The sequence below is a fragment of the Bacillus yunxiaonensis genome (assembly GCF_037104695.1).
GTDB lineage: Bacteria > Bacillota > Bacilli > Bacillales > Bacillaceae_G > Bacillus_A > Bacillus_A yunxiaonensis.
On the sequence record NZ_JBAWSV010000002.1, the window covers coordinates 35159 to 55678 of the forward strand.

Here is a 20520-nt window from a genome sequence, read left to right on the forward strand (position 1 = left end):
AGGTGGCATCTTATGAAGAATAATTTAATTAAACAATATGGATTCTCTGTATACTACCATTCTTATTTACAAAAACAAATCTTATACATCCTAATTCTTCGCAGTGAAATTGCCTTTCAATCTCATACATTACATCCAAATGAACAACTAGAACTACTCTCCTATGACCGCTTACTCTTTCATCATGCTCACGATATATATAAACGTATACAGTCTTATTACTATAATATCTCCCATACATACCCATCGTCACATTGGTGGTGGCATTTAGAAAAATGTTAATGTAATTAAATATTTTTCAAAAAATTTATAATATTCATATTTAAAATGGTAGACAAAATTTAAAATATTATGTTAGAATTTGTTTCAATATCAAATACGCTAATTCCTTTCCAAAAGGAGATAGGTACACGAAAAGATTTATTTCGTGTTTAAAAGGGAAGTTTGGTGAAAATCCAACGCGGTCCCGCCACTGTAAGTGCAAAGATTTCTTTCGATATACCACTGTGAAAACGGGAAGGTGATAGAAATCGCTGATGCATGAGCCAGGAGACCTGCCTATTTTAACGGCACTGATAGACTCACGGATGATGAGGAAGTGTTTTTAACGAAAGAGGAGCATTTTCTGCCTCTATGTCTACTTTTCGTTAAATGCATTTCCGAGTAAACGGAAATGCTTACTTATATTTAGGGGAGGAAATCAAAATGACAATTCAAACAAGTAACTTAGGGTATCCGCGAATTGGATTACATCGTGAATGGAAAAAAGCTTTAGAAGCCTTTTGGGCAAACAAAGTGGATGAACAACAATTTGTGAAACAAATGAAAGAGATTCGCCTTCAACATGTAAAAGTACAACAAGAAAAAGGAATCGATCTCATCCCAATTGGTGACTTTACATATTATGACCATGTCCTTGATACAGCATGTATGCTTGGGTTTATCCCCTCTCGTTTTTCAAAGTATACATCAGAGCTTGACGTATACTTTGGTATGGCACGCGGTTCAAAAGATCACGTTGCTTCTGAAATGACGAAATGGTTTAATACAAATTATCATTATATCGTTCCAGAATATGAGGAAGGCTTACATATTTCTCTTAAAGACAATCGTCCACTTCGTTTATATGAAGAAGCAAAACAAGAACTTGGCGTTGATGGTAAACCAGTTATATTAGGACCGTATACGTTTTTAAGCTTAGCAAAAGGTTATAAAAAAGAACACTTCTCAAACATTTTACAAAAATTAATACAGCCATACATTCAATTGCTACAAGAATTACAAGATGCTGGCGTACGCTGGGTTCAAATTGATGAACCAATCTTTACATCCTTATCAAAACAAGAAATTGGTATAGCGAAAGAATTATATGAAACGATTCGTAATGCTGTTCCAAATATATCTATTATGCTGCAAACGTATTTTGATAGTATAGAAGAAAACTATGAAGAGATTATTTCATTCCCGGTTACTGGTATTGGACTTGATTTTGTACACGGTAAAGAAGGTAATTTGCGCGCCCTACTACAACATGGATTCCCATCCGATAAAGTATTAGGTTTTGGCTGTATAGATGGTCGTAACATTTGGAGAGCAAACCTGGATGAAACCCTTTCTCTTATCAATACATTACAAGAAACTATCCAACCAAAAGAATGGATTGTACAGCCGTCTTGTAGTTTACTTCATACTCCTGTTGATAAGACAATTGAAACACACCTTGAAAACGAATTATACGATGTGCTTGCTTTTGCAAATCAAAAATTAGAAGAGCTTACTATTTTAAAAACAGCTCTCGTTCATGGAATAGAAAATATTTCTGATGAATTACAAACATATCGAAATGCTCACGAAGCAATTCAGACTTCTGCAGTTCGTAATCGTAAAGATGTACAATCTACACTATCAGCATTACAAGAAGAAGACTTTTCTCGTCCTCTTTCATTTAAAGATCGCTATGACTTACAGCAAAAAGCACTGAATTTACCGTTGCTTCCAACAACAACAATTGGTAGCTTTCCGCAAACACAAGAAGTTCGTCAAACTAGAAAACAATGGCGTAGTGGTGACATCTCAAATGAACAGTATGAACGATTTATTGAAGAAGAAACAAAAAAATGGATTCAATATCAAGAAGAAATTGGTCTTGATGTTCTCGTTCATGGCGAATTTGAGCGAACAGATATGGTAGAATATTTCGGTGAAAAACTTGCTGGTTTCTCCTTTACGAAAAATGGATGGGTGCAATCGTACGGTTCTCGCTGTGTGAAACCTCCTGTTATTTATGGTGACGTTGCGTTTATTAATGGTATGACAGTAAAAGAAACAGTATTTGCACAAAGTTGTACTAATAAAGTTGTCAAAGGCATGCTAACTGGTCCTGTGACAATTTTAAATTGGTCTTTCGTTCGTAACGATATTCCAAGAAAGGAAGTTGCTTACCAAATTGCACTGGCACTTCGACATGAAATTAAATTACTTGAATCATCTGGTATTCGTGTTATTCAAGTTGATGAACCTGCACTGCGTGAAGGACTGCCGTTAAAAGAGAAAGATTGGGACACATATTTAACATGGGCTGTTCAAGCATTCCTCCTTTCTACTTCTTCAGTGGAAAACGAAACACAAATTCATACGCATATGTGTTATTGTAACTTCGAAGATATTGTGGAAGCGATCCGTCAGCTTGATGCAGATGTTATCTCTATTGAAACATCAAGAAGCCACGGGGAGTTTATTGATACATTAAAAGAACATCCGTATGAAAAGGGAATTGGACTTGGTGTATATGACATTCATAGCCCACGTATTCCAAGTATAGATGAAATGTATGCAATTGCAGAACAATCATTAAAGGTATGCGATCCAAAATATTTCTGGATTAATCCAGATTGCGGATTAAAAACAAGAAAAACAGAAGAAGTTATTCCTGCATTAGAACATATGGTAAAGGCGGCTGTAAAAGCTCGCCAGCTTTTGCAAGCAAATGTATGATAATCAAAATTAGAAACCTACTGTCCAAGGGACAGTAGGTTTCTAATTTTATTCCGCTACTTGTTGGCAGTAAAAGTCCGATTGGTGAGAGCTTTCCATCTGTGGGGGATGAAGCCCCCTACTGATGGAAGTTTCACCTTATTAAAAGAACGCTATACTACTTAACAAAACAACGAAAGGTTTACCCTGCATTCATAATTAACAATATACTTGCGCCCTTGAAAAGCCACGTTACCAATGTAGGTTCTCTTCAAAAAACAATTCATATCTTACCTTATACAAGCCATCTGCTGAAGGTTCTTCTAGGAGAATTGCTTGCATAGTCACTATATACTCTCCTGATGGAACAAGAAAATGAAGTCGATTTGCTAGTACACTGCTTATAAACACTCCTTCTTGTAACACTGTAAACGGAACTGATACTGTTCGTATTGCTTCTTTCTTTTCTACAAATTTCTGAGTAAATACCATTACTTCACACGTATAATCAGATAAGGCTTCAAATATAATCGTTCCTTCCACCCTAGCATAGCCTCTTTCAAAATCTGTATCCGTCCAATCTACATACGGAGATGTCCTATCTTGATTCATTACTATCAATTGTGCATAAGAAATTGTTAACTCCACTCTTTTCACTCCTTTTTCTATTAAGTGATGTGAAGCAATATATTATTTCACAACAAATTTCACCCGTGTTCCATCTGGATATTGATCTAATTTATTACCAACCCATGAGCCAGCACCTCGGTTATCTGTGGGATTAATATATTCAATGTGCGCTCCTTTTCCACCTTCTTTACACATCGCCATCGGCCATTCATCACGGTCATAGCCTTTCTTTGGCGGGTATGGAGCTAGCGATTGTTTCCTTCTATCTGCAGCACCATTTCGATCAATGGTACAAATATTAGAATGCCCTTCCTGTATTGCGTTTGCAATATGTTTACCTGTTTCCGGATATCGTTCTTTCGGAAACTCAAGAATGCGGTCGTACGCTACCTCTTTCTTGTTTTCTGATGCTGGCGTTATCAGAACCTTGTATACCCCAATTAATAAGGACAGAATTGCAATAATTGTAATCAAAATACCTTTTACTTGTTTCATCCAGCTTACATCCTCCATTTTTCTTCCTCTTTCTCTTTCATTATAACAAACTTCATATTCTTATGTTTTCAGACATTATTCTATATTCCTATCTTCTTTTCCATCAATAACATGCCATTTTGTGCAACTTTCCACTAAACATGTAGAAAACTTTCTACCTTACGACATTTTTTTTCAAAGGAAGTCCAAAACAAGAAATGGAATTGGTATACATGATACTTTTTAGGGAGGAAATGTCATGAGCGGAACATATAAAACGAAAGATGTCACAAATAAAACGGGAATTCCCAAAAATATGGTTCGTAAATATAGCCAACTTTTAGAACAACATGGCTATTTAATTGATAAAACTGCTGAATCTCGCACGTATAAAATGGATGATTTACGACTACTAAAACTGATTCACGAGCGAGCCGCTACATTGGAAGAAGATATTATGGGAACGATTGCATTTATACTGAAAGAAGAGGAATCTCCACCAGCTTCCCCTGCTATTGTAGAGGAAAATACAGACCTACAATTAAAAGAGCAAGACCACAAGTTTGAAGAATTTATGCACAAGTTAGATATGCTTGCTCAATTAAACGAAGCAATTATTCATCAAAATTCTACCCTTATTACGCAGAATCGTTTAAAAGATGAAAAGCTAAACGAATTAATGCACCAAGTATATGTAAAAGAATCAAAGCAAGAGGAAATGTTACAAAATCTTGTAGATCACGCAGCAGAAACTGATGCGCTGCAAAAAGAAAAAATGGATTTACTCATGAATCATATGTATAAACGCGAATCCAAACAAGAAGAAAAAATGAACAAACTTATGAATCAAGTTTATCATAAGGAAAACAATCGGGATGCTCAACTTATGCAAGTCATTCGAGAAATTCAAGAAACAAAACGATTAGTTGCTGCTTCACAAGAACAAAGTTTATTTAAATCATTTAAAAGTTTATTCATTCGATTTAAATCTGAAAAAACAGGAGAAGTAAATAAATAAAAGTTACCGTACCTCGGTAACTTTTATTCTTTATATACTATGTTTTGCCTCGCGGCCGGTAAGGTAATAATCGCTGCTGTTCCTTGTCCAATTTCACTTTTATATACAAGTGTACCATTATGAGCTTGTAAGATACTAAATGTAACCATTAATCCAAGCCCTGTTCCCTTTTCTTTCAATGAATAGTATGGTTGTCCAAGTCTCGCTAGTTGCTCTTTTGTCATTCCAACACCGCTGTCTTTAACACGAATAACAATAGATTCATCCTCTTGCAATGCAGTCACTTTTAAATACCCTTTATTTTCTTGAATTGCTTCAATACCATTTTTTACAACATTCATAATCGCTTGTTTTAATTTTGTTTTGTCACCTATCGTATATAAATTCTCTGCAATTTCAACCTGTAAATATACACCTCGCATTGCAGCAAAGGAAGACATTAACGTCGTCATTTCAATAAGCTGTGCGGATAAACAAATATGTTCTTTCTTATCGATTTGCGGCCGAGCTAAATTTAAATAGTCTGAAATAATTTGTTCCGCCCGATCTAATTCGGCCAAAACAAGGCGCATGTATTCTTTATTCTTAACATCTTCTGTACTTTCTAACAATTGAATAAATCCACGCACAACTGTAAGTGGATTACGAACTTCATGGGCCACGCTTGCTGCTAACTCGCTGACAATATTTAATTTCTCAGACTTTTGCATTTCAGTTCGTAACATTGCATTTTCATATAAATACTCTGTTAAATACACTTGGAATGTCATCGTCATAATCATAATAAAAGAGGCAAATATGTATTCGCTGTACAAATAAGATACCATTGGCGTAAAGCCCTTCTCTAACAACAAACTAACTATTTTAACCCCTAAAGAAATGAGTGTATAAAAAGATATCAACATAAAAGATAAAATAATTTTTTTATTTCTTGGAAATGCACTCCACTTTTTAGATAATAACAAAGGGATTATAGAGATACAAATAATTTCCAGTAGCCGCAACCAGTTTAAACCATGAAGAAATCCATCATATAAAATAGCCATCGCAGCTGGAATCATACCAACTGCGCCACCATATAAAAATGCACTAATTATTGGAATTTGGTGAAAATTATAATTGCAGGTTTCCCAAGCACAAATCGGATATGTCATCGAAAGGATAAGCGTAGTTGTTGATAATAATACAATAAAATAGCGATTGCGCTTTTGAAGCATGCTTTGATAGCGATTTAAACGAATTGCTTCATACAAAAATACCGGCAAAATGATGATAGCGACTTGAATCATTAAATCATGGATAAGTACCATCCCCTCATCCCCTATATTCATTTTGATATGATTATACCATTTTATTGACAAATTTGTTTTATTTTTTAGACTATTCTCAATATTACTGTAAACAATTTGTGGAAATTAATTCACAAATGTTACAACTTTTCAAAATGATTGTAAACTATGTATCAAATTGTCCTTGCACAAGATACAATAAATACAGGTTAAGAAATCGATTGGAGGAAAATAAAATGACAGGAACTGCGCTCGTCTTAAACGAGGAAAATCTTGTTGTACTAGAAAATGTTGAGAAATCGGTGTATAAAAAATTACAAGAGCAAACAGGTACAAACGATTGTGCATGCTCTATAAACAACTCAGTAATACATCTAGGAAAAGTTTCTTCCGTCCTTTGGAGTGAAGACGAAATCGATTGGGAATACGGGTATTAAACAAAAGGTCGCCTTGGCGATCTTTTTTATTTGTAGCTTTTCAAAGCGATTGTATGATAAATATGATACAATAAAAAGAAATTTTGCAACGGAAGAAAGGGAGACAAAATGGAACAATTTATTAACCCTCGTGTAAAGGATATTCAAATTTCCGGAATCCGCCAATTTTCTAACATGATTCAAAATTATGATGACCTTATTTCATTAACTATTGGACAACCTGATTTCCCAACTCCTTCTTTAGTGAAAGAAGCTGCTAAGCGGGCTATTACAGAAAACTTTACAAGTTATACGCATAATGCGGGGCTATTACAGCTTCGACAAGCTGCTTGTGATTTTTTAAAAGAACGCTATGATTTAGTATATTCCCCGGAAGATGAAACAATTGTAACGATCGGGGCAAGTGAAGCAATCGATATCGCCCTTCGTACGATTTTGGAAGAAGGAACTGAAGTAATCTTACCAGCTCCTGTTTATCCGGGTTATGAACCTATTATTCGTCTATGCGGTGCAAAACCTGTTTTTGTAGACGTCCGTGACACAGGATTCCGCTTAACAGCAAAAGCACTCGAAAAAGCAATTACAAACAAAACCCGTTGCATCGTATTACCATATCCATCAAATCCAACTGGTGTAACGTTATCAGAAGAAGAACTCAAAGAGATTGTTACAGTATTAAAGGATAAAAACATTTTTGTTCTTTCCGACGAAATTTACAGCGAACTTGTATACGAGAATAAACATATATCTATTGCAAATTTCCCAGAAATGCGAAATAAAACGATTGTAATTAATGGTTTATCAAAATCTCATTCTATGACAGGGTGGCGTATTGGTTTTTTATTTGCACCAAACTTTTTAGCTAGTCAAATTTTAAAAGTCCATCAATACAACGTTACATGTGCAACCTCAATTGCTCAGTATGCAGCAATTGAAGCATTAACAGCAGCAAAGGACGCACCCCGTATGATGCGTCATCAATACAAAAAGCGTCGTGATTATGTATACAACCGTCTTGTACAAATGGGATTAACTGTTGAAAAGCCAACAGGAGCGTTTTATTTATTCCCTTATATCGGTAATCTAAACTCCTCTTCTTTTGATTTCGCAATGGAGCTTGTGAAAGAAGCTAAACTTGCAGTTGTTCCAGGCTCAGCATTTTCTGAGTACGGTGAAGGGTACATTCGTATTTCTTATGCTTATAGTATGGAAATGCTAAAAGAAGGCTGTGACCGTTTAGAAACGTTTATACAACAAAAAAACTAAGAGGAATATCCTTTCCCCTTAGTTTTTTTTGCATTTATACTATCTTTTCTTCTCTTTCCAACCATCTTTTATGATAAAAAAACCAAATAATCCAACTGTTATCCAGCCAACTAATGTCACTACATATTGAATGAAATGGATTAGTCCATCTAATGCATAAATAGAAAAATAATGAAAACCTGTTGTTAATGATTGGTCCATTACTCCAGCAAGTACTGTCCATAACCAACCAACAACTACTACTAAGAAATACTTCATTGATTTATCCATCTTCTTCACCTCCTGTCTATTATTGTATGTTTACCATACAACTTAGCTCTAGGTGAGAAGACTACGTCTATAAATATTTCATTTTACAATTTGTTTAAATTAATCTTATCTATACGATACCACCTTAGATTCTATTTCAATATTTCATTACATGTTTGGCGTTTCACCAATTTATGTGGGATAATAATACACTTCGGTGAAGTTTCACAATGTTCAATTTTATCAACTAAATATTTCGCTGCTTCGTAACCTAGCTGATAAATATTTACATCGACTGTTGTTAATGGTGGATTTGCTATTTCAGACAATAATACGTTATTAAAGCTAACAATAGAAATATCTTCCGGCACAGAAATTCCCTTTTCTGATAAAGCACTTAGTACACCTAATCCAATTAAATCATCCGTTGCTATAATAGCTGTTGGCTGTGCATCAAGTGTCATAAGTTCTTCTACCGCTTTTTGACCACTTTCTCGTAAAAATCCAAGATTTAAAACATACTCAGCTGGCAAAGATATATCAGCTAGTTTTAATGCATCTGCCATTCCAGCGAGGCGATCTTTCGTAACGAGTAAATCCGAATCACCACCGATAAAAGCAATTCGTTTATGGCCAAGTGAAATTAAATATTCCGTTACTTCTCGTGCAGCTACATAGTTATCATTATCAATATATGTAATCTCTTCTTTTCGTTCATATGGTTTTCCAATGAGAACAAACGGAAAATTTTGCCTGTGTAAATATTCTAAAATACGGTCATTCATACGGGAATATAAAAGAATAATGCCACCGATTTGCCTTCCTTGCACCATTTTCACAACACCATTAAAAATTTCTTCTTCCGTTTCTCCCGTTGACATATACAATGAATATTCTTCTCCATGTGCAAATGAACTAATTCCTCGAATAACCTCTGGGAAAAATGGATTTTGAAATGCTTTACTCGCAGAGCTTGGCATAACAAGTCCAATCGTTTTTGTTGTTTGATTTGCAAGACTTCTCGCATTTAAATTCGGGTGATATCCTAATTCAGCCATCACTTTACGAACGCGTCGTTTTGTTTTCTCACTAATGCTCGGATTATCAGCAATAACACGTGAAACCGTAGAAGGAGCAACATTTGCTTTTTTTGCCACATCTTTAATTGTAACTGTCATAAATTTGTTCCTCCTTTCTTTTTTATCTACATTATTTATACAAGTTATCTCTATTTTTATCCTGCTATTGGCGGACAGTAACTCCCCACTGATGGACGTTACACCTTATTCCATTCATAAAAACTTCTATTAATGTAAATCTATATCTATATTTTCCCTCTTCATGTATTGTAAGGGATAGAACCTTATTTTCCTATACTATATACTATTTTTTTTAAAATTACCCTGTTCTTATGTCATCTAAACCAATATTCCTATTAAAAAAGATAAATGGAACATAATGTCCCATTTATCCCTTCGTTCCCCCAGCTGTTAAACCAGAAATAAAGTATTTTTGCAATGATAAAAATAAAATTGAAATTGGTATTGCAATTAATACCGATCCCGCTGCAAATGTTGTAAACTCATTACCGAATTTTTTCGCTACCATTTCGTATAATCCAACGGCTAACGTATAATTTTCTGGTGTACGCAAAATAACACTTGCTAAAATAAAATCAGTAAATGGACCAATAAAGGTAAACAACGCTACAACCGCAATAATTGGCTTTGCCAAAGGCATAATAATTTGCCAAAAAATCCGAAAATGTCCTGCCCCGTCCATACGGGCTGACTCGTCTAATTCTTTTGGAATTGTATCAAAGTACCCTTTCATGAGCCACGTATTCATTGGAATTGCACCGCCGACATAAATTAAAATCAATGCTAGATGTGTATCAATTAACCCTGTCAGCTGCGCTAATATATACAATGCAATTAATGCTGAAAAGTTTGGAACCATTTGAAGAATTAAAAAAGTTAGCAAACCATTCTTTCTCCCAACAAAACGGTATCTCGAAAACGCATATGCTGTAAAACTAATTGACAATACAGAGAAAATCATTGTCAAAATACTAACTTTCAATGTATTTTTATACCAAAGTACATAGTTACTTTGTGAAAGATCTAATAGTTTTCTGTAATGATCCAGCGTTGCATTTTTAGGAATTATGCTTGATCCCGACAAACTATCTCCTGGGTTAAACGAGGAGCCTATAATCCATAATAATGGATAGAAAATAATAACACACATCACGAAAATTACGAAATAACTTAATGAAAGGCGTAACATCTTCTGTCGTTTTATATTCATTTACATCATATCCTCTTCTTGGAATGATTTTGTTCTTTTAAATTGCCATAAAGCAACTGAAATAACGATTACCGATAATATCATCGTTAATGCTGCTGCTTTTCCATATTGAGCTGATGTCATCGTTAACTTATAAATCCAGGAAATTAAAATATCCGTTCCACCTGCATTTTGTCCCGCTACAGCTGGACCACCACCATTAAACAGATAAATAATACTGAAATTATTAAAGTTGAATGTGTATTGTGTAATTAAAATAGGAGCAGTCGCATATAAAACGAGCGGCAATGTAATTTTACGAAATTGTTGCCAAGCTGTCGCACCGTCTACCGTAGCAGCTTCATACAATTCGCCTGGAATCGATTGCAGTATACCTGTCGTCATCGCAAAAATAAAAGGAAATCCGAGCCATGTTTGAATAAAAATTAAAGCGATTTTCGACCAAAATGGATCTGTCATCCAAGCAATGTTTTCGATTCCAAATAGAGCTAACACTTGATTATTAATTGCTCCAAATGATTCGTTAAACATACCAGCAAATACGAGAATAGATACAAATGCCGGAACAGCCCAAGGTAAAATGAAAATTGTACGAATTACTGCTTTTCCTTTAATACTCGGTTGATTAACTAAAATGGCTAAGAAAATACCAAGTGCAACTTGTAATGTCGTTGCGACAAAGGTCCAAATCACAGTCCAAGAAAATACACTTACAAATGTGTCTCGCCACATTGGCAATGTAAAAATATCAACAAAGTTTTTAAACCCAACCCACTCTACAAGTTTTGCAGGAGGAGAATGATATAAATCATAATTGGTAAATCCAATTAATAGGACGAAAATAATTGGAAGTACAACAACAAAAATTAATAGAAGAAAACCTGGTGAAACCATCAAATATGGAAAACCTTGATCTAATAAATGATGATATTGTTCTTTCACAGAGTTTAGTGGTATTCCTACATCACGCTTTTTCCCGTTTTGATACGCATCATATAAATTAAAGGTGTATACACCTAGTCCAAATGCAATAACAATAAGCGCTAAAATACCTTTTACTAATAGAAAAATAGAGTGATCACGAGGAACTTCTGTACCGAGCGTTACAATTCCCCACAACCCGATATTTAACAAATCAGCAAATGCTACAAAAAACGAACAAGTTAATACTAAAAAAATGATACCTTTTACATATTGTTTATTGTACAGTTGACCAATACCTGGAATAATAGACAACGCTATCGCTGTTTTCCGGTGTTTTGAACCGTTTACTGCATGTGTTGGTTCAAAGGATGTTTGCATAGTTCTTCCCCCTTTTTTCTTCCCCTTGGAAGGAGGAGAATTCGTGCCTCTTGTTTACAAAAGACACGAATTCTATATTATTTTTTCTTACTATGATTTGCTTCAATATTTCCTTTAATTTGTTTCACAGCCTCATCAAGTGCCGCTTTTGGTTCTTGTTTACCTGTTACAACTAATTGCAGCGCATCACCAGCTGGTTTCCAAACTTCTTGCATTTCTGGAATATTCGGCATTGGAACACCATTTTCGGCTTGTGTCACTACTGCTTTTGCAGCTTCGTTATTTTTAATAACCGGATCTTCCATAACTGATTTCACTGGTGGAATTTCTTTTGTTTTTTCAAAACGAATTTTTGCATTTTCTTCATTTGTTACCCAATCAGTGAATTTTGTTGCTAAATCTTTATTTTTTGAGAAGCTTGTTACATGCCATCCTTTTACACCAACAAATGTTTTCATCGGCTGACCATTTGGTAATTTTGGCATTGGAGCTACACCATAATCAATTCCTGCTTTTTCCATCGCCTGGAATGCCCATGGACCATTCATAATAGAAGCAGCTTTTCCTTCATTAAATAATCCATCTGCAGCTGGTCCGCCAGACTCACCGATAATTCCTTCTGGAAATAGTTTTTCTTTATACCATTTTTGAATATATTCTGCACCTTGTACTGCACCGCTATTATTTAATCCAATATCAGCTACATTTGGTTGTCCGTCTTTCTCACCAAATACATAACCGCCCATACCAGCCATAAATGCATTCGCAAAATATAAGTTATCTCCTAATGCTAAAAATCCATATTTCCCGTCCTTCGTAAATCCTTTTGAAAAATTAAATAGTTCATCCATCGTTTCTGGTGCTTTTGGCATTAATTTTTTATTGTAAATGAATACAGGTGTTTCAATCGCTTTCGGTAAACCATATAATTTCCCATCATATGTTTGCGCTTTTAGTGACAAATCAGTAAACCTATTTTTAACAGAATCATCCACTTTTATCTCAGAAAGTAACCCCTCTGTTGCTGCATCCCCGATTTGATCATGCGGTAATGTTACAACATCCGGTCCTGTACCAGCTGGACCATCAAGACGAAGTTTTTTTACTTGTTCTGTCATCTGAATCTCGACAACTTTTACTTTTACATTATATTTCTTCTCAAAACTTTTTACGGCTGGATCTAAACCAACACCTTTTTTCTGATCTTCCCAAACAAGAAGATCATAATCTTTCTTCTCCTTGCTCGCTTCTTTTTTCCCTGAATCTTTCGGTCCGCATGCCGATAACATACCGATTGCCAAAGCTGAAACTGTTAATAAAGATAACGCTTTTTTCTTCATCCCTAAATACCTCCCCAAATTATGTATATGTTACTCTAATTAATGAAAACGTTTGCAACTAATAGTTTTATAGAAGCACAAACAACTTTCTAATCTATGAAAACGTTTGCGCTATTTGTCTATTATTATACATACATTTATATGTTTTGCAAATATTATTTTTCAAAAAATTTACGCAGTTATTCTTTATATTCATTGACTTTATATGGAATGCGTACTACCCTTATAAGCAATATTAAAATTATATAAAAAGCAATCGTTTGCAATATATTCTTATTTAAAGAACTAGTAAAGGAGAATATTTTATATGATTAAAGAAGCAATATACCACAGACCAAAAGATAATTACGCATACGCTTATAATGAAAAAACACTTCACATTCGGCTACGTACGAAAAAAAACGACGCAGATGTAGTATCCTTCATTTATGGTGATCCATATGAATGGCAAGATGGGAAATGGTTAACAAAAAAAATACCAATGAAAAAGAGCGGATCGACGGATTTATTTGATTATTGGTTTGTATCAATTGAACCGAAATTTAAGCGTTTACGATACGGATTCGAACTGAAAAGTAGTACCGAAACTATCGTTTATACAGAAAGAGGCCTTTTCTCTGAAGCACCTACTAATGACGTTGGCTATTACTTTTGCTTCCCATTTATACATAAAAAGGATGTTTTTACGGCTCCCCCATGGGTGAAGAATACAGTATGGTATCAAATTTTTCCAGAACGATTTGCTAATGGAGATTGTACATGTAATCCAGCAAACACTCTTCCTTGGGACAGTACAGATCCAACTGCAACAAATTTTTTTGGCGGGGATTTCGTCGGCATTATGAATCACCTTGATTACCTTGTAGAACTTGGCATTTCCGGCATTTACTTTACTCCAATCTTTACAGCACATTCTAATCATAAATATGACACGATTGACTATATGGAAATTGATCCTCAATTCGGGACGAAAGAAACATTTCATAAGCTTGTGGAAGCATGTCATCAACGCGGGATAAAAATAATGCTAGATGCCGTTTTTAATCATAGTGGATACTTTTTTGATAAATTTCAAGATGTTCTTGAAAAAGGAGAAAACTCTCCCTACAAAGATTGGTTTCACATTCATGAGTTTCCAATTATAACAAAACCTTTACCTAATTATGATACATTTGCTTTTACACCGCATATGCCAAAATTAAATACCACTCATCCAGCCGTAAAAGAATACTTACTAGAAGTGGGACGTTATTGGGTACGAGAGTTTCACATTGACGGCTGGCGACTTGATGTAGCAAATGAAGTGGATCATAGCTTTTGGCGTGAATTCCGCAGTGAAATAAAGGCGATCAATCCTGATGTCTACATTTTAGGCGAAATTTGGCATGATGCTCTTCCATGGTTACAAGGCGATCAATTTGATGCCGTTATGAGTTATCCAGTTACAAACGCTCTTCTTTCTTATTTTGCAAATGAAACCATTGGGGCGAATGAATTTATGCACCAAATTAACGAATCTTTACATTCATATTCTATGAATGTAAACGAAGTTGCTTTTCACCTATTAGATAGCCATGATACACCACGAATTTTAACAACCTGTAAAGGCAATAAAGAAAAAGTAAAATTACTCTATGTATTCCAACTCTCTTTTATCGGTTCACCCTGCATTTATTACGGTGATGAAATTGGAATGGAAGGAGAAATAGACCCAGGGTGTCGAAAATGTATGATCTGGGATGAAGATAAACAGGATAAAGAATTATTTCAACATATACAGACATTAATTTCACTTCGGAAACAATATAAAGCCTTTGGTGGACACGGTTCCTTTCAATGGATTGAAGCTAATAACAAACACAATTATATTTCTTATACAAAAACATACGGAAAAGAAACGATATTATTCGTTTTAAATCCAACAAATAATAAAATTACAGCTCCTATCCCTTTTGATATGGCTGGCAAAAAAATTGTAAATCTGTATACAAAAGAAGAGTTTTCCGCTGAAACAAACTTATTACTAGTTACAATTCCTCCATATGGATTTTCCATTTTAAAATATTGAAATTAACAAGCCTTGTGCAAAAAAATTACACAAGGCTTTTACTATATTTATCCAAGACAAAGCAGCAAGCATTTTAACGAATCTATCATGGTCAGCAACCACTCTCTAGAAACCGGTATATGTTGTATACTATAATTTACAATCCAATGCATCGTTTTATGTACCAATACCAACCATTCTAATCGAGAAACAAGAGAGACCCGTCTCTGGGTCTCTCTATTGTCTACTTACATATTTCTCATTTCAATTTATACACCCTCGTTTCATAAGGCTGCAAAATAATATTTTCAATTGATTCATCCTGTACAGCATAATTGTGTATCAATAAATCTAAATTACTGTACGCTATCTCTTCCGGTAATTCAAATACACATGAATCTTCCGTAAAGTTTGCAATGACAAGTAATTTCTCACCTTTCCATGTTCTTACGTAAGCAAAAATAGATGGATGGTCTTTTAGAATTAAATCATATGTACCATACACAATTATTTCGTACTTTTTACGAAGTGCAATTAATTTCTTATAATAATGAAAAATAGAATTTGGATCATGTAATGCCTGTTTCGCATTAATTTCTTTATAATTAGGATTTACTTGAATCCACGGCTTACCTGCTGTAAACCCAGCATGTTCACTGTCTTCCCATTGCATTGGCGTCCGAGCATTATCGCGTCCTTTAGCATAAATAGATTGCATCACTATTTCATGATTCTCACCACGTTCACTTACTTTTTCACGATACATATTCAGTGTCTCAATATCGCGGTACTCATCAATTGAAGTAAATCGGACATTTGTCATTCCAATCTCTTCACCTTGATAAATATAAGGGGTTCCCTTCATCATATGAAGTACCGTCGCTAACATTTTCGCTGATAGAATACGATAAGTTTTATCATTACCAAAGCGAGAGACAACTCGAGGTTGATCATGATTGTTCCAATACAAACTATTCCATCCTGTATGTTCTAATGCTTTTTGCCACTTTGTTAAATTCTCCTTTAATGTAACAAGCGAACATGGCTTTACATCCCATTTACCACTTTCTCCAGAATCTAAATCCATATGCTCAAACTGAAAAACCATTTGTAATTCCTGACGATCTTCAGCTGTGTAAAGCTTCGCCTCTTCCGTTGTTACACCAGGCATTTCACCAACTGTCATAATATCATATTGAGATAACACTTCTTGATTCATTTCATGTAAATACGTATGAATATTAGGTCCATTCATAAAATATTGATGACCCGATACATACCCTTCTGCTTCTGTATTCACAGCTGGTAGTCCCTCTACTTTTGAAATAAAGTTAATGACATCCATGCGGAAACCGTCAATGCCTTTTTCCAGCCAAAATTTCATCATCTCATAAATCTCTTTTCGTACATGTTCATTATCCCAATTTAAATCTGGTTGCTTTTTTGAAAATAAATGTAAGTAATATTCATCAGTTGTTTCATCATACTGCCAAGCAGACCCACTAAAAGCAGCTCCCCAATTATTTGGTTCTTTTCCGTTTTTTCCTTTACGCCAAATATAGTAATCTCGATATGGATTATCCTTTGACTTTCGGGATTCAACAAACCAATTATGTTCATCTGAAGTATGATTGACAACTAAGTCCATCATTAACTTCATATTACGTTTATGCATTTCATCTAACAATTGATCCCAATCATTCATCGTCCCAAACTCATCCATAATCTTACGATAATTACTAATATCATAACCGTTATCATCGTTTGGAGATTCATAAACTGGCGATAACCAAATTACATCTATTCCTAGTTCTTGTAAATAATCAAGCTTTGAAATAATTCCGCGAAGATCACCAACTCCATCACCATTACTATCCATAAAACTACGTGGATAAATTTGATATACAACACTTTCTTTCCACCATTGTTTCTCCATCATGCTACCCCATTTCATTATTTAATCGCAAAACAGGCGCAAACGTTTTCATTAGTGAATGATAACAGATTTGAAATAAAATGAAAACAACCCTTACATTTTTTGTATTGGTTAAAAAATAAAATTAAAGCTCCTTTAATATAAAAACACACTATTTATGTGTACACTTCCTTAAATTTTTGAAAACGTTTTAATTTTTTATTTCTTTTTTTTATGCATTAATTTATAATAAAACCAAAGAAAACGTTTGCACACTTTTGCTAGGGAGGAAAAGTCATGGCAGAACTAAAATTAGAAAATATTTACAAAATATACGATAACAATGTAACAGCAGTAACAGACTTTAATTTGCACATACAAGATAAAGAATTTATCGTGTTTGTTGGTCCATCTGGGTGCGGGAAATCAACGACATTACGAATGGTCGCTGGTTTAGAAGATATTTCAAAAGGTGAATTCTCAATTGATGGCAAGATAATGAATGATGTTCCTCCAAAAGATCGTGATATTGCAATGGTCTTTCAAAACTATGCACTCTATCCGCATATGAGTGTTTATGATAACATGGCATTCGGCTTAAAGCTTCGTAAAATTTCAAAAGACGAAATTGATCGCCGTGTGAAAGATGCAGCCCGTATTTTAGGACTAGAAGAATATTTAAATCGAAAACCAAAAGCATTATCTGGAGGTCAACGGCAACGTGTTGCATTAGGCCGTGCCATTGTTCGTGATGCAAAAGTCTTCTTAATGGACGAACCATTATCAAACCTAGATGCAAAATTACGCGTAACAATGCGATCAGAGATTTCTAAGCTTCATCAAAAACTAGGAACAACAACTATTTATGTAACACATGACCAAACAGAAGCTATGACGATGGCATCACGCCTTGTTGTTATGAAAGACGGAAAGATACAACAGATTGGAACACCAAAAGAAGTATATGAAACACCAGAAAATGTTTTCGTTGGCGGATTTATTGGCTCTCCTGCGATGAACTTTTTCCGTGGTCAGTTAACAGAAAATCACTTTGTAATTGACAATAAGATAAAAATTAAAGTATCTGAAGGAAAAATGAAACTACTAAGTGAACAAGGCTACATCGGCCAAGAAATTATTTTAGGAATTCGCCCAGAAGATATTCATGATGAACTCTTATTTTTAGAAGCTTCACAAGATACAACATTTACAACAAAAATTGATGTTGCTGAACTATTAGGTGCAGAATCTATTTTATATATGAAACTTGGAGATCAAGATTTTGCAGCACGTGTTGATGCAAGACATACTTTTACACATGGTGATCAGATTAAGCTTGCTTTTGATATGAACAAAGCGCACTTCTTTGATGTAATAACTGAAAAACGTATTCGCTAAATAAAGTGAAACTTCCAACAGTGGAGGCTTCATTCACTACTGTTGGAAAGCTCTCATCAATCGGGCGCATGCCAGCAGTTATCCCCCATCTATCTTCTTAAGAAAAGCGGAAGCGGCTCGCGCAGAATCGCAGGACGCCCGCGCTCAAGGCAGAGAGGCGCTTTTTGCCTCGTCCGAGGGGGCAGATTCTAGCCGCTAGAGCTGGACAATGCTTTTCTCTGAATCTTGAGGTAGGGATCTTACAGCTTGCGAATAGCGAAAAAAAACCGTCCACATATAAATTGAGGACGGTTTTCAACTTATTATACTAAAGATTCTACTGTATGAAGTGACTGTTTCTTTGTACTGATAACACCAAAAATAGGTAGATCACTCAACCTCACTTCTTCTTGCTGCCCTATAAAAGATGACCTCAATTGTTTTATTTCTATCCAGACGTCATTTATGCAAAGTACATTGGAATCGTTCTCTTTTTCATGAGAAAAAGTTGGAGCTATTTTATATAATCCCGCATTATTAAACAACATATCTATTCTGCTATAGGTTTCAATTGCAACTTCTAAAACATGTTGCCAATCACTTTGCTTACTCATATCGTGAGTAACAAAAAGTGCAGCTCCACCTAAATCTACAATTTTCTCCACTGTTGCTTGTCCGTTTTCCTCATCAATATCGGTCACAATTACCTTTGCACCTTGCCCTGCCAACAAAAGAGCCGTATTACGGCCAATGCCGATGCCTCCACCTGTTACAACGGCAACTTTTCCTGCTAGCTTCATCGTCATTACCCCTTCTGGTTAGTCTCAACGTCATACAGTATACTCTTTTTTTTTAAGCATCCGCAAGCAGGAAAAGATAGATATATATAATATAATCGCTTACTTTCAAGATCCCTCTTTTTTCTTACTATTATACTGATCAAAAACTAAACCAACAAAAATAAGAATCCCCCAAAACAATAAACTTTCTCCTGTCATTTCGCTTCCTTCCCATATAAAAAACATAAACTCTGTATTGTAAATACTATAATTACCTTAATTTTCAGTCTATTTTTCATAAAAAAAGCGCGTCTTTCCGTGACGCGCCATCAATATGGAGGGTACTATATAGGAGATGCCTGTCCTATATAAATTCTATTATACCAATTGAAGATATCGAATTTTGTAAAAATTTAGACTTAATAAAAATATTTTTACAAAATGTTAATTTTTATAACATATATTTCCTATTCAATAAAAAGTCCATAGTGTCCTTCATTATACTAACAAAAATCTCTGATAATAGTATAATCAGTTATTTCACTTGAGATATTACTTGTATCTCTATAAGATTGAAACATTTCATCTTTACCAAATTACACAAAAATTTTTTCGAATTAAAAAGAGAGAGGCAATCTCTTCCCTCTCTCCCTACACAATACTCATAACTTTAGTTTTTACTATAAGATCATGGAAACCACTATTATCACTTCTAAACAACATCATGTATATATTACATATTGCTGGAATTCCAAGTAGTAATATGTTTGGTACTAGCAATACAATAAACCTCATTATTAATATTCCTAACGTTAACTTTTCACTTGTAAGCGATATAATTTTTGTACGTGTAATTTTTTTCCCTGGCGTATATCCATTCCAAATAAATGGTAGAATAATAAAATAAAGCGCCATTAATAAAAATGCAAGCCCAAGATCATAACGGATGTCTCCTGAACTCACATTAAAACGATTCAAAATCGCTTTATAGTTTCCTGTTGTAATTGCAACAACAGCACCATACAAAACAGAAATGAAAAACATATCGATCATTGCAGCCCCTAGACGATTCATAACAATCGCTGGTTGATGTATTTTCAACTTCATGTTGTGT

Annotated in this window: 19 protein-coding genes and 1 riboswitch; of the genes, 7 read left to right on the forward strand and 12 right to left on the reverse strand. The window is 34.7% G+C overall.

Annotation, left to right across the window (positions count from 1 at the left end):
- Positions 1 to 12 precede the first annotated feature (12 nt).
- On the forward strand, positions 13 to 282 hold the full coding sequence (locus WAX78_RS06130; RefSeq protein ID WP_336481419.1) for a hypothetical protein: 270 nt from the start codon (positions 13 to 15) through the stop codon (positions 280 to 282).
- Between the two features lie 105 nt (positions 283 to 387).
- Positions 388 to 576, forward strand: a riboswitch (cobalamin riboswitch).
- A 129-nt stretch (positions 577 to 705) separates the two neighbouring features.
- Entirely contained in the window at positions 706 to 2994 is a 2289-nt protein-coding gene (metE, locus tag WAX78_RS06135) for a 5-methyltetrahydropteroyltriglutamate--homocysteine S-methyltransferase (RefSeq protein ID WP_336481420.1), read from the forward strand.
- A gap of 231 nt (positions 2995 to 3225) precedes the next feature.
- Here metE and comJ read toward each other — a convergent pair whose 3' ends face one another.
- Positions 3226 to 3621 carry a competence protein ComJ gene (gene comJ, locus WAX78_RS06140; RefSeq protein ID WP_336481421.1) on the reverse strand — a complete coding sequence of 132 codons (396 nt, stop codon included), beginning with the start codon at positions 3619 to 3621 and terminating at the stop codon, positions 3226 to 3228.
- 42 nt (positions 3622 to 3663) lie between these two features.
- Positions 3664 to 4098: a NucA/NucB deoxyribonuclease domain-containing protein gene (locus tag WAX78_RS06145; RefSeq protein ID WP_336481998.1), complete on the reverse strand. Its 435-nt coding sequence runs from the start codon at positions 4096 to 4098 to the stop codon at positions 3664 to 3666.
- Between the two features lie 238 nt (positions 4099 to 4336).
- On the opposite strand from WAX78_RS06145, the gene WAX78_RS06150 reads away from it, so the two are divergent.
- Positions 4337 to 5095, forward strand: a complete 759-nt coding sequence (locus WAX78_RS06150; RefSeq protein ID WP_336481422.1) for a DUF3967 domain-containing protein — start codon at positions 4337 to 4339, stop codon at positions 5093 to 5095.
- Between the two features lie 23 nt (positions 5096 to 5118).
- Here the strand turns inward: WAX78_RS06150 and WAX78_RS06155 are convergent, their stop codons facing one another.
- Entirely contained in the window at positions 5119 to 6405 is a 1287-nt protein-coding gene (locus WAX78_RS06155) for a HAMP domain-containing sensor histidine kinase (RefSeq protein ID WP_336481423.1), read from the reverse strand.
- Between the two features lie 215 nt (positions 6406 to 6620).
- Here WAX78_RS06155 and WAX78_RS06160 point away from each other — a divergent pair, with 215 nt between their 5' ends.
- Entirely contained in the window at positions 6621 to 6821 is a 201-nt protein-coding gene (locus tag WAX78_RS06160; RefSeq protein WP_336481424.1) for a hypothetical protein, read from the forward strand.
- Between the two features lie 108 nt (positions 6822 to 6929).
- On the forward strand, positions 6930 to 8087 hold the full coding sequence (locus WAX78_RS06165) for an aminotransferase A (RefSeq protein ID WP_336481425.1): 1158 nt from the start codon (positions 6930 to 6932) through the stop codon (positions 8085 to 8087).
- Positions 8088 to 8126: 39 nt separating this feature from the next.
- On the opposite strand, the gene WAX78_RS06170 is transcribed toward WAX78_RS06165, so the two are convergent.
- The 5 genes from WAX78_RS06170 to WAX78_RS06190 all read right to left on the reverse strand — a co-directional run bounded on the left by WAX78_RS06170 (position 8127) and on the right by WAX78_RS06190 (position 13288).
- Complete coding sequence (locus tag WAX78_RS06170) at positions 8127 to 8357, reverse strand: hypothetical protein (RefSeq protein ID WP_336481426.1); 231 nt, start codon at positions 8355 to 8357, stop codon at positions 8127 to 8129.
- A 131-nt stretch (positions 8358 to 8488) separates the two neighbouring features.
- Complete coding sequence (locus tag WAX78_RS06175; RefSeq protein WP_336481427.1) at positions 8489 to 9514, reverse strand: LacI family DNA-binding transcriptional regulator; 1026 nt, start codon at positions 9512 to 9514, stop codon at positions 8489 to 8491.
- Between the two features lie 289 nt (positions 9515 to 9803).
- Positions 9804 to 10646 carry a maltosaccharide ABC transporter permease MalD gene (malD, locus tag WAX78_RS06180; RefSeq protein ID WP_336481428.1) on the reverse strand — a complete coding sequence of 281 codons (843 nt, stop codon included), beginning with the start codon at positions 10644 to 10646 and terminating at the stop codon, positions 9804 to 9806.
- On the reverse strand, positions 10647 to 11948 hold the full coding sequence (locus tag WAX78_RS06185) for a carbohydrate ABC transporter permease (protein WP_336481429.1): 1302 nt from the start codon (positions 11946 to 11948) through the stop codon (positions 10647 to 10649).
- Between the two features lie 77 nt (positions 11949 to 12025).
- On the reverse strand, positions 12026 to 13288 hold the full coding sequence (locus WAX78_RS06190; protein WP_336481430.1) for an extracellular solute-binding protein: 1263 nt from the start codon (positions 13286 to 13288) through the stop codon (positions 12026 to 12028).
- Positions 13289 to 13595: 307 nt separating this feature from the next.
- Between WAX78_RS06190 and WAX78_RS06195 the strand changes: the two genes are divergently transcribed.
- Positions 13596 to 15356 carry an alpha-glycosidase gene (locus tag WAX78_RS06195; protein WP_336481431.1) on the forward strand — a complete coding sequence of 587 codons (1761 nt, stop codon included), beginning with the start codon at positions 13596 to 13598 and terminating at the stop codon, positions 15354 to 15356.
- Positions 15357 to 15594: 238 nt separating this feature from the next.
- On the opposite strand, the gene WAX78_RS06200 is transcribed toward WAX78_RS06195, so the two are convergent.
- Positions 15595 to 17271, reverse strand: a complete 1677-nt coding sequence (locus WAX78_RS06200) for a glycoside hydrolase family 13 protein (protein WP_336481432.1) — start codon at positions 17269 to 17271, stop codon at positions 15595 to 15597.
- A gap of 276 nt (positions 17272 to 17547) precedes the next feature.
- Here WAX78_RS06200 and WAX78_RS06205 point away from each other — a divergent pair, with 276 nt between their 5' ends.
- Positions 17548 to 18648 (forward strand): ABC transporter ATP-binding protein, encoded by a 1101-nt coding sequence (locus WAX78_RS06205; RefSeq protein WP_336481433.1) that lies wholly within the window; start codon positions 17548 to 17550, stop codon positions 18646 to 18648.
- 302 nt (positions 18649 to 18950) lie between these two features.
- On the opposite strand, the gene WAX78_RS06210 is transcribed toward WAX78_RS06205, so the two are convergent.
- The 3 genes from WAX78_RS06210 to WAX78_RS06220 form a co-directional block, all read right to left on the reverse strand.
- The gene (locus tag WAX78_RS06210; protein WP_336481434.1) at positions 18951 to 19427 is read right to left on the reverse strand and encodes an SDR family NAD(P)-dependent oxidoreductase; all 477 of its coding nucleotides are present in this window, start codon (positions 19425 to 19427) and stop codon (positions 18951 to 18953) included.
- A 105-nt stretch (positions 19428 to 19532) separates the two neighbouring features.
- Positions 19533 to 19625, reverse strand: a complete 93-nt coding sequence (locus WAX78_RS06215) for a flagellar motor protein (protein ID WP_336481435.1) — start codon at positions 19623 to 19625, stop codon at positions 19533 to 19535.
- 432 nt (positions 19626 to 20057) lie between these two features.
- Entirely contained in the window at positions 20058 to 20513 is a 456-nt protein-coding gene (locus WAX78_RS06220) for an RDD family protein (protein WP_336481436.1), read from the reverse strand.
- Positions 20514 to 20520: the final 7 nt, after the last annotated feature.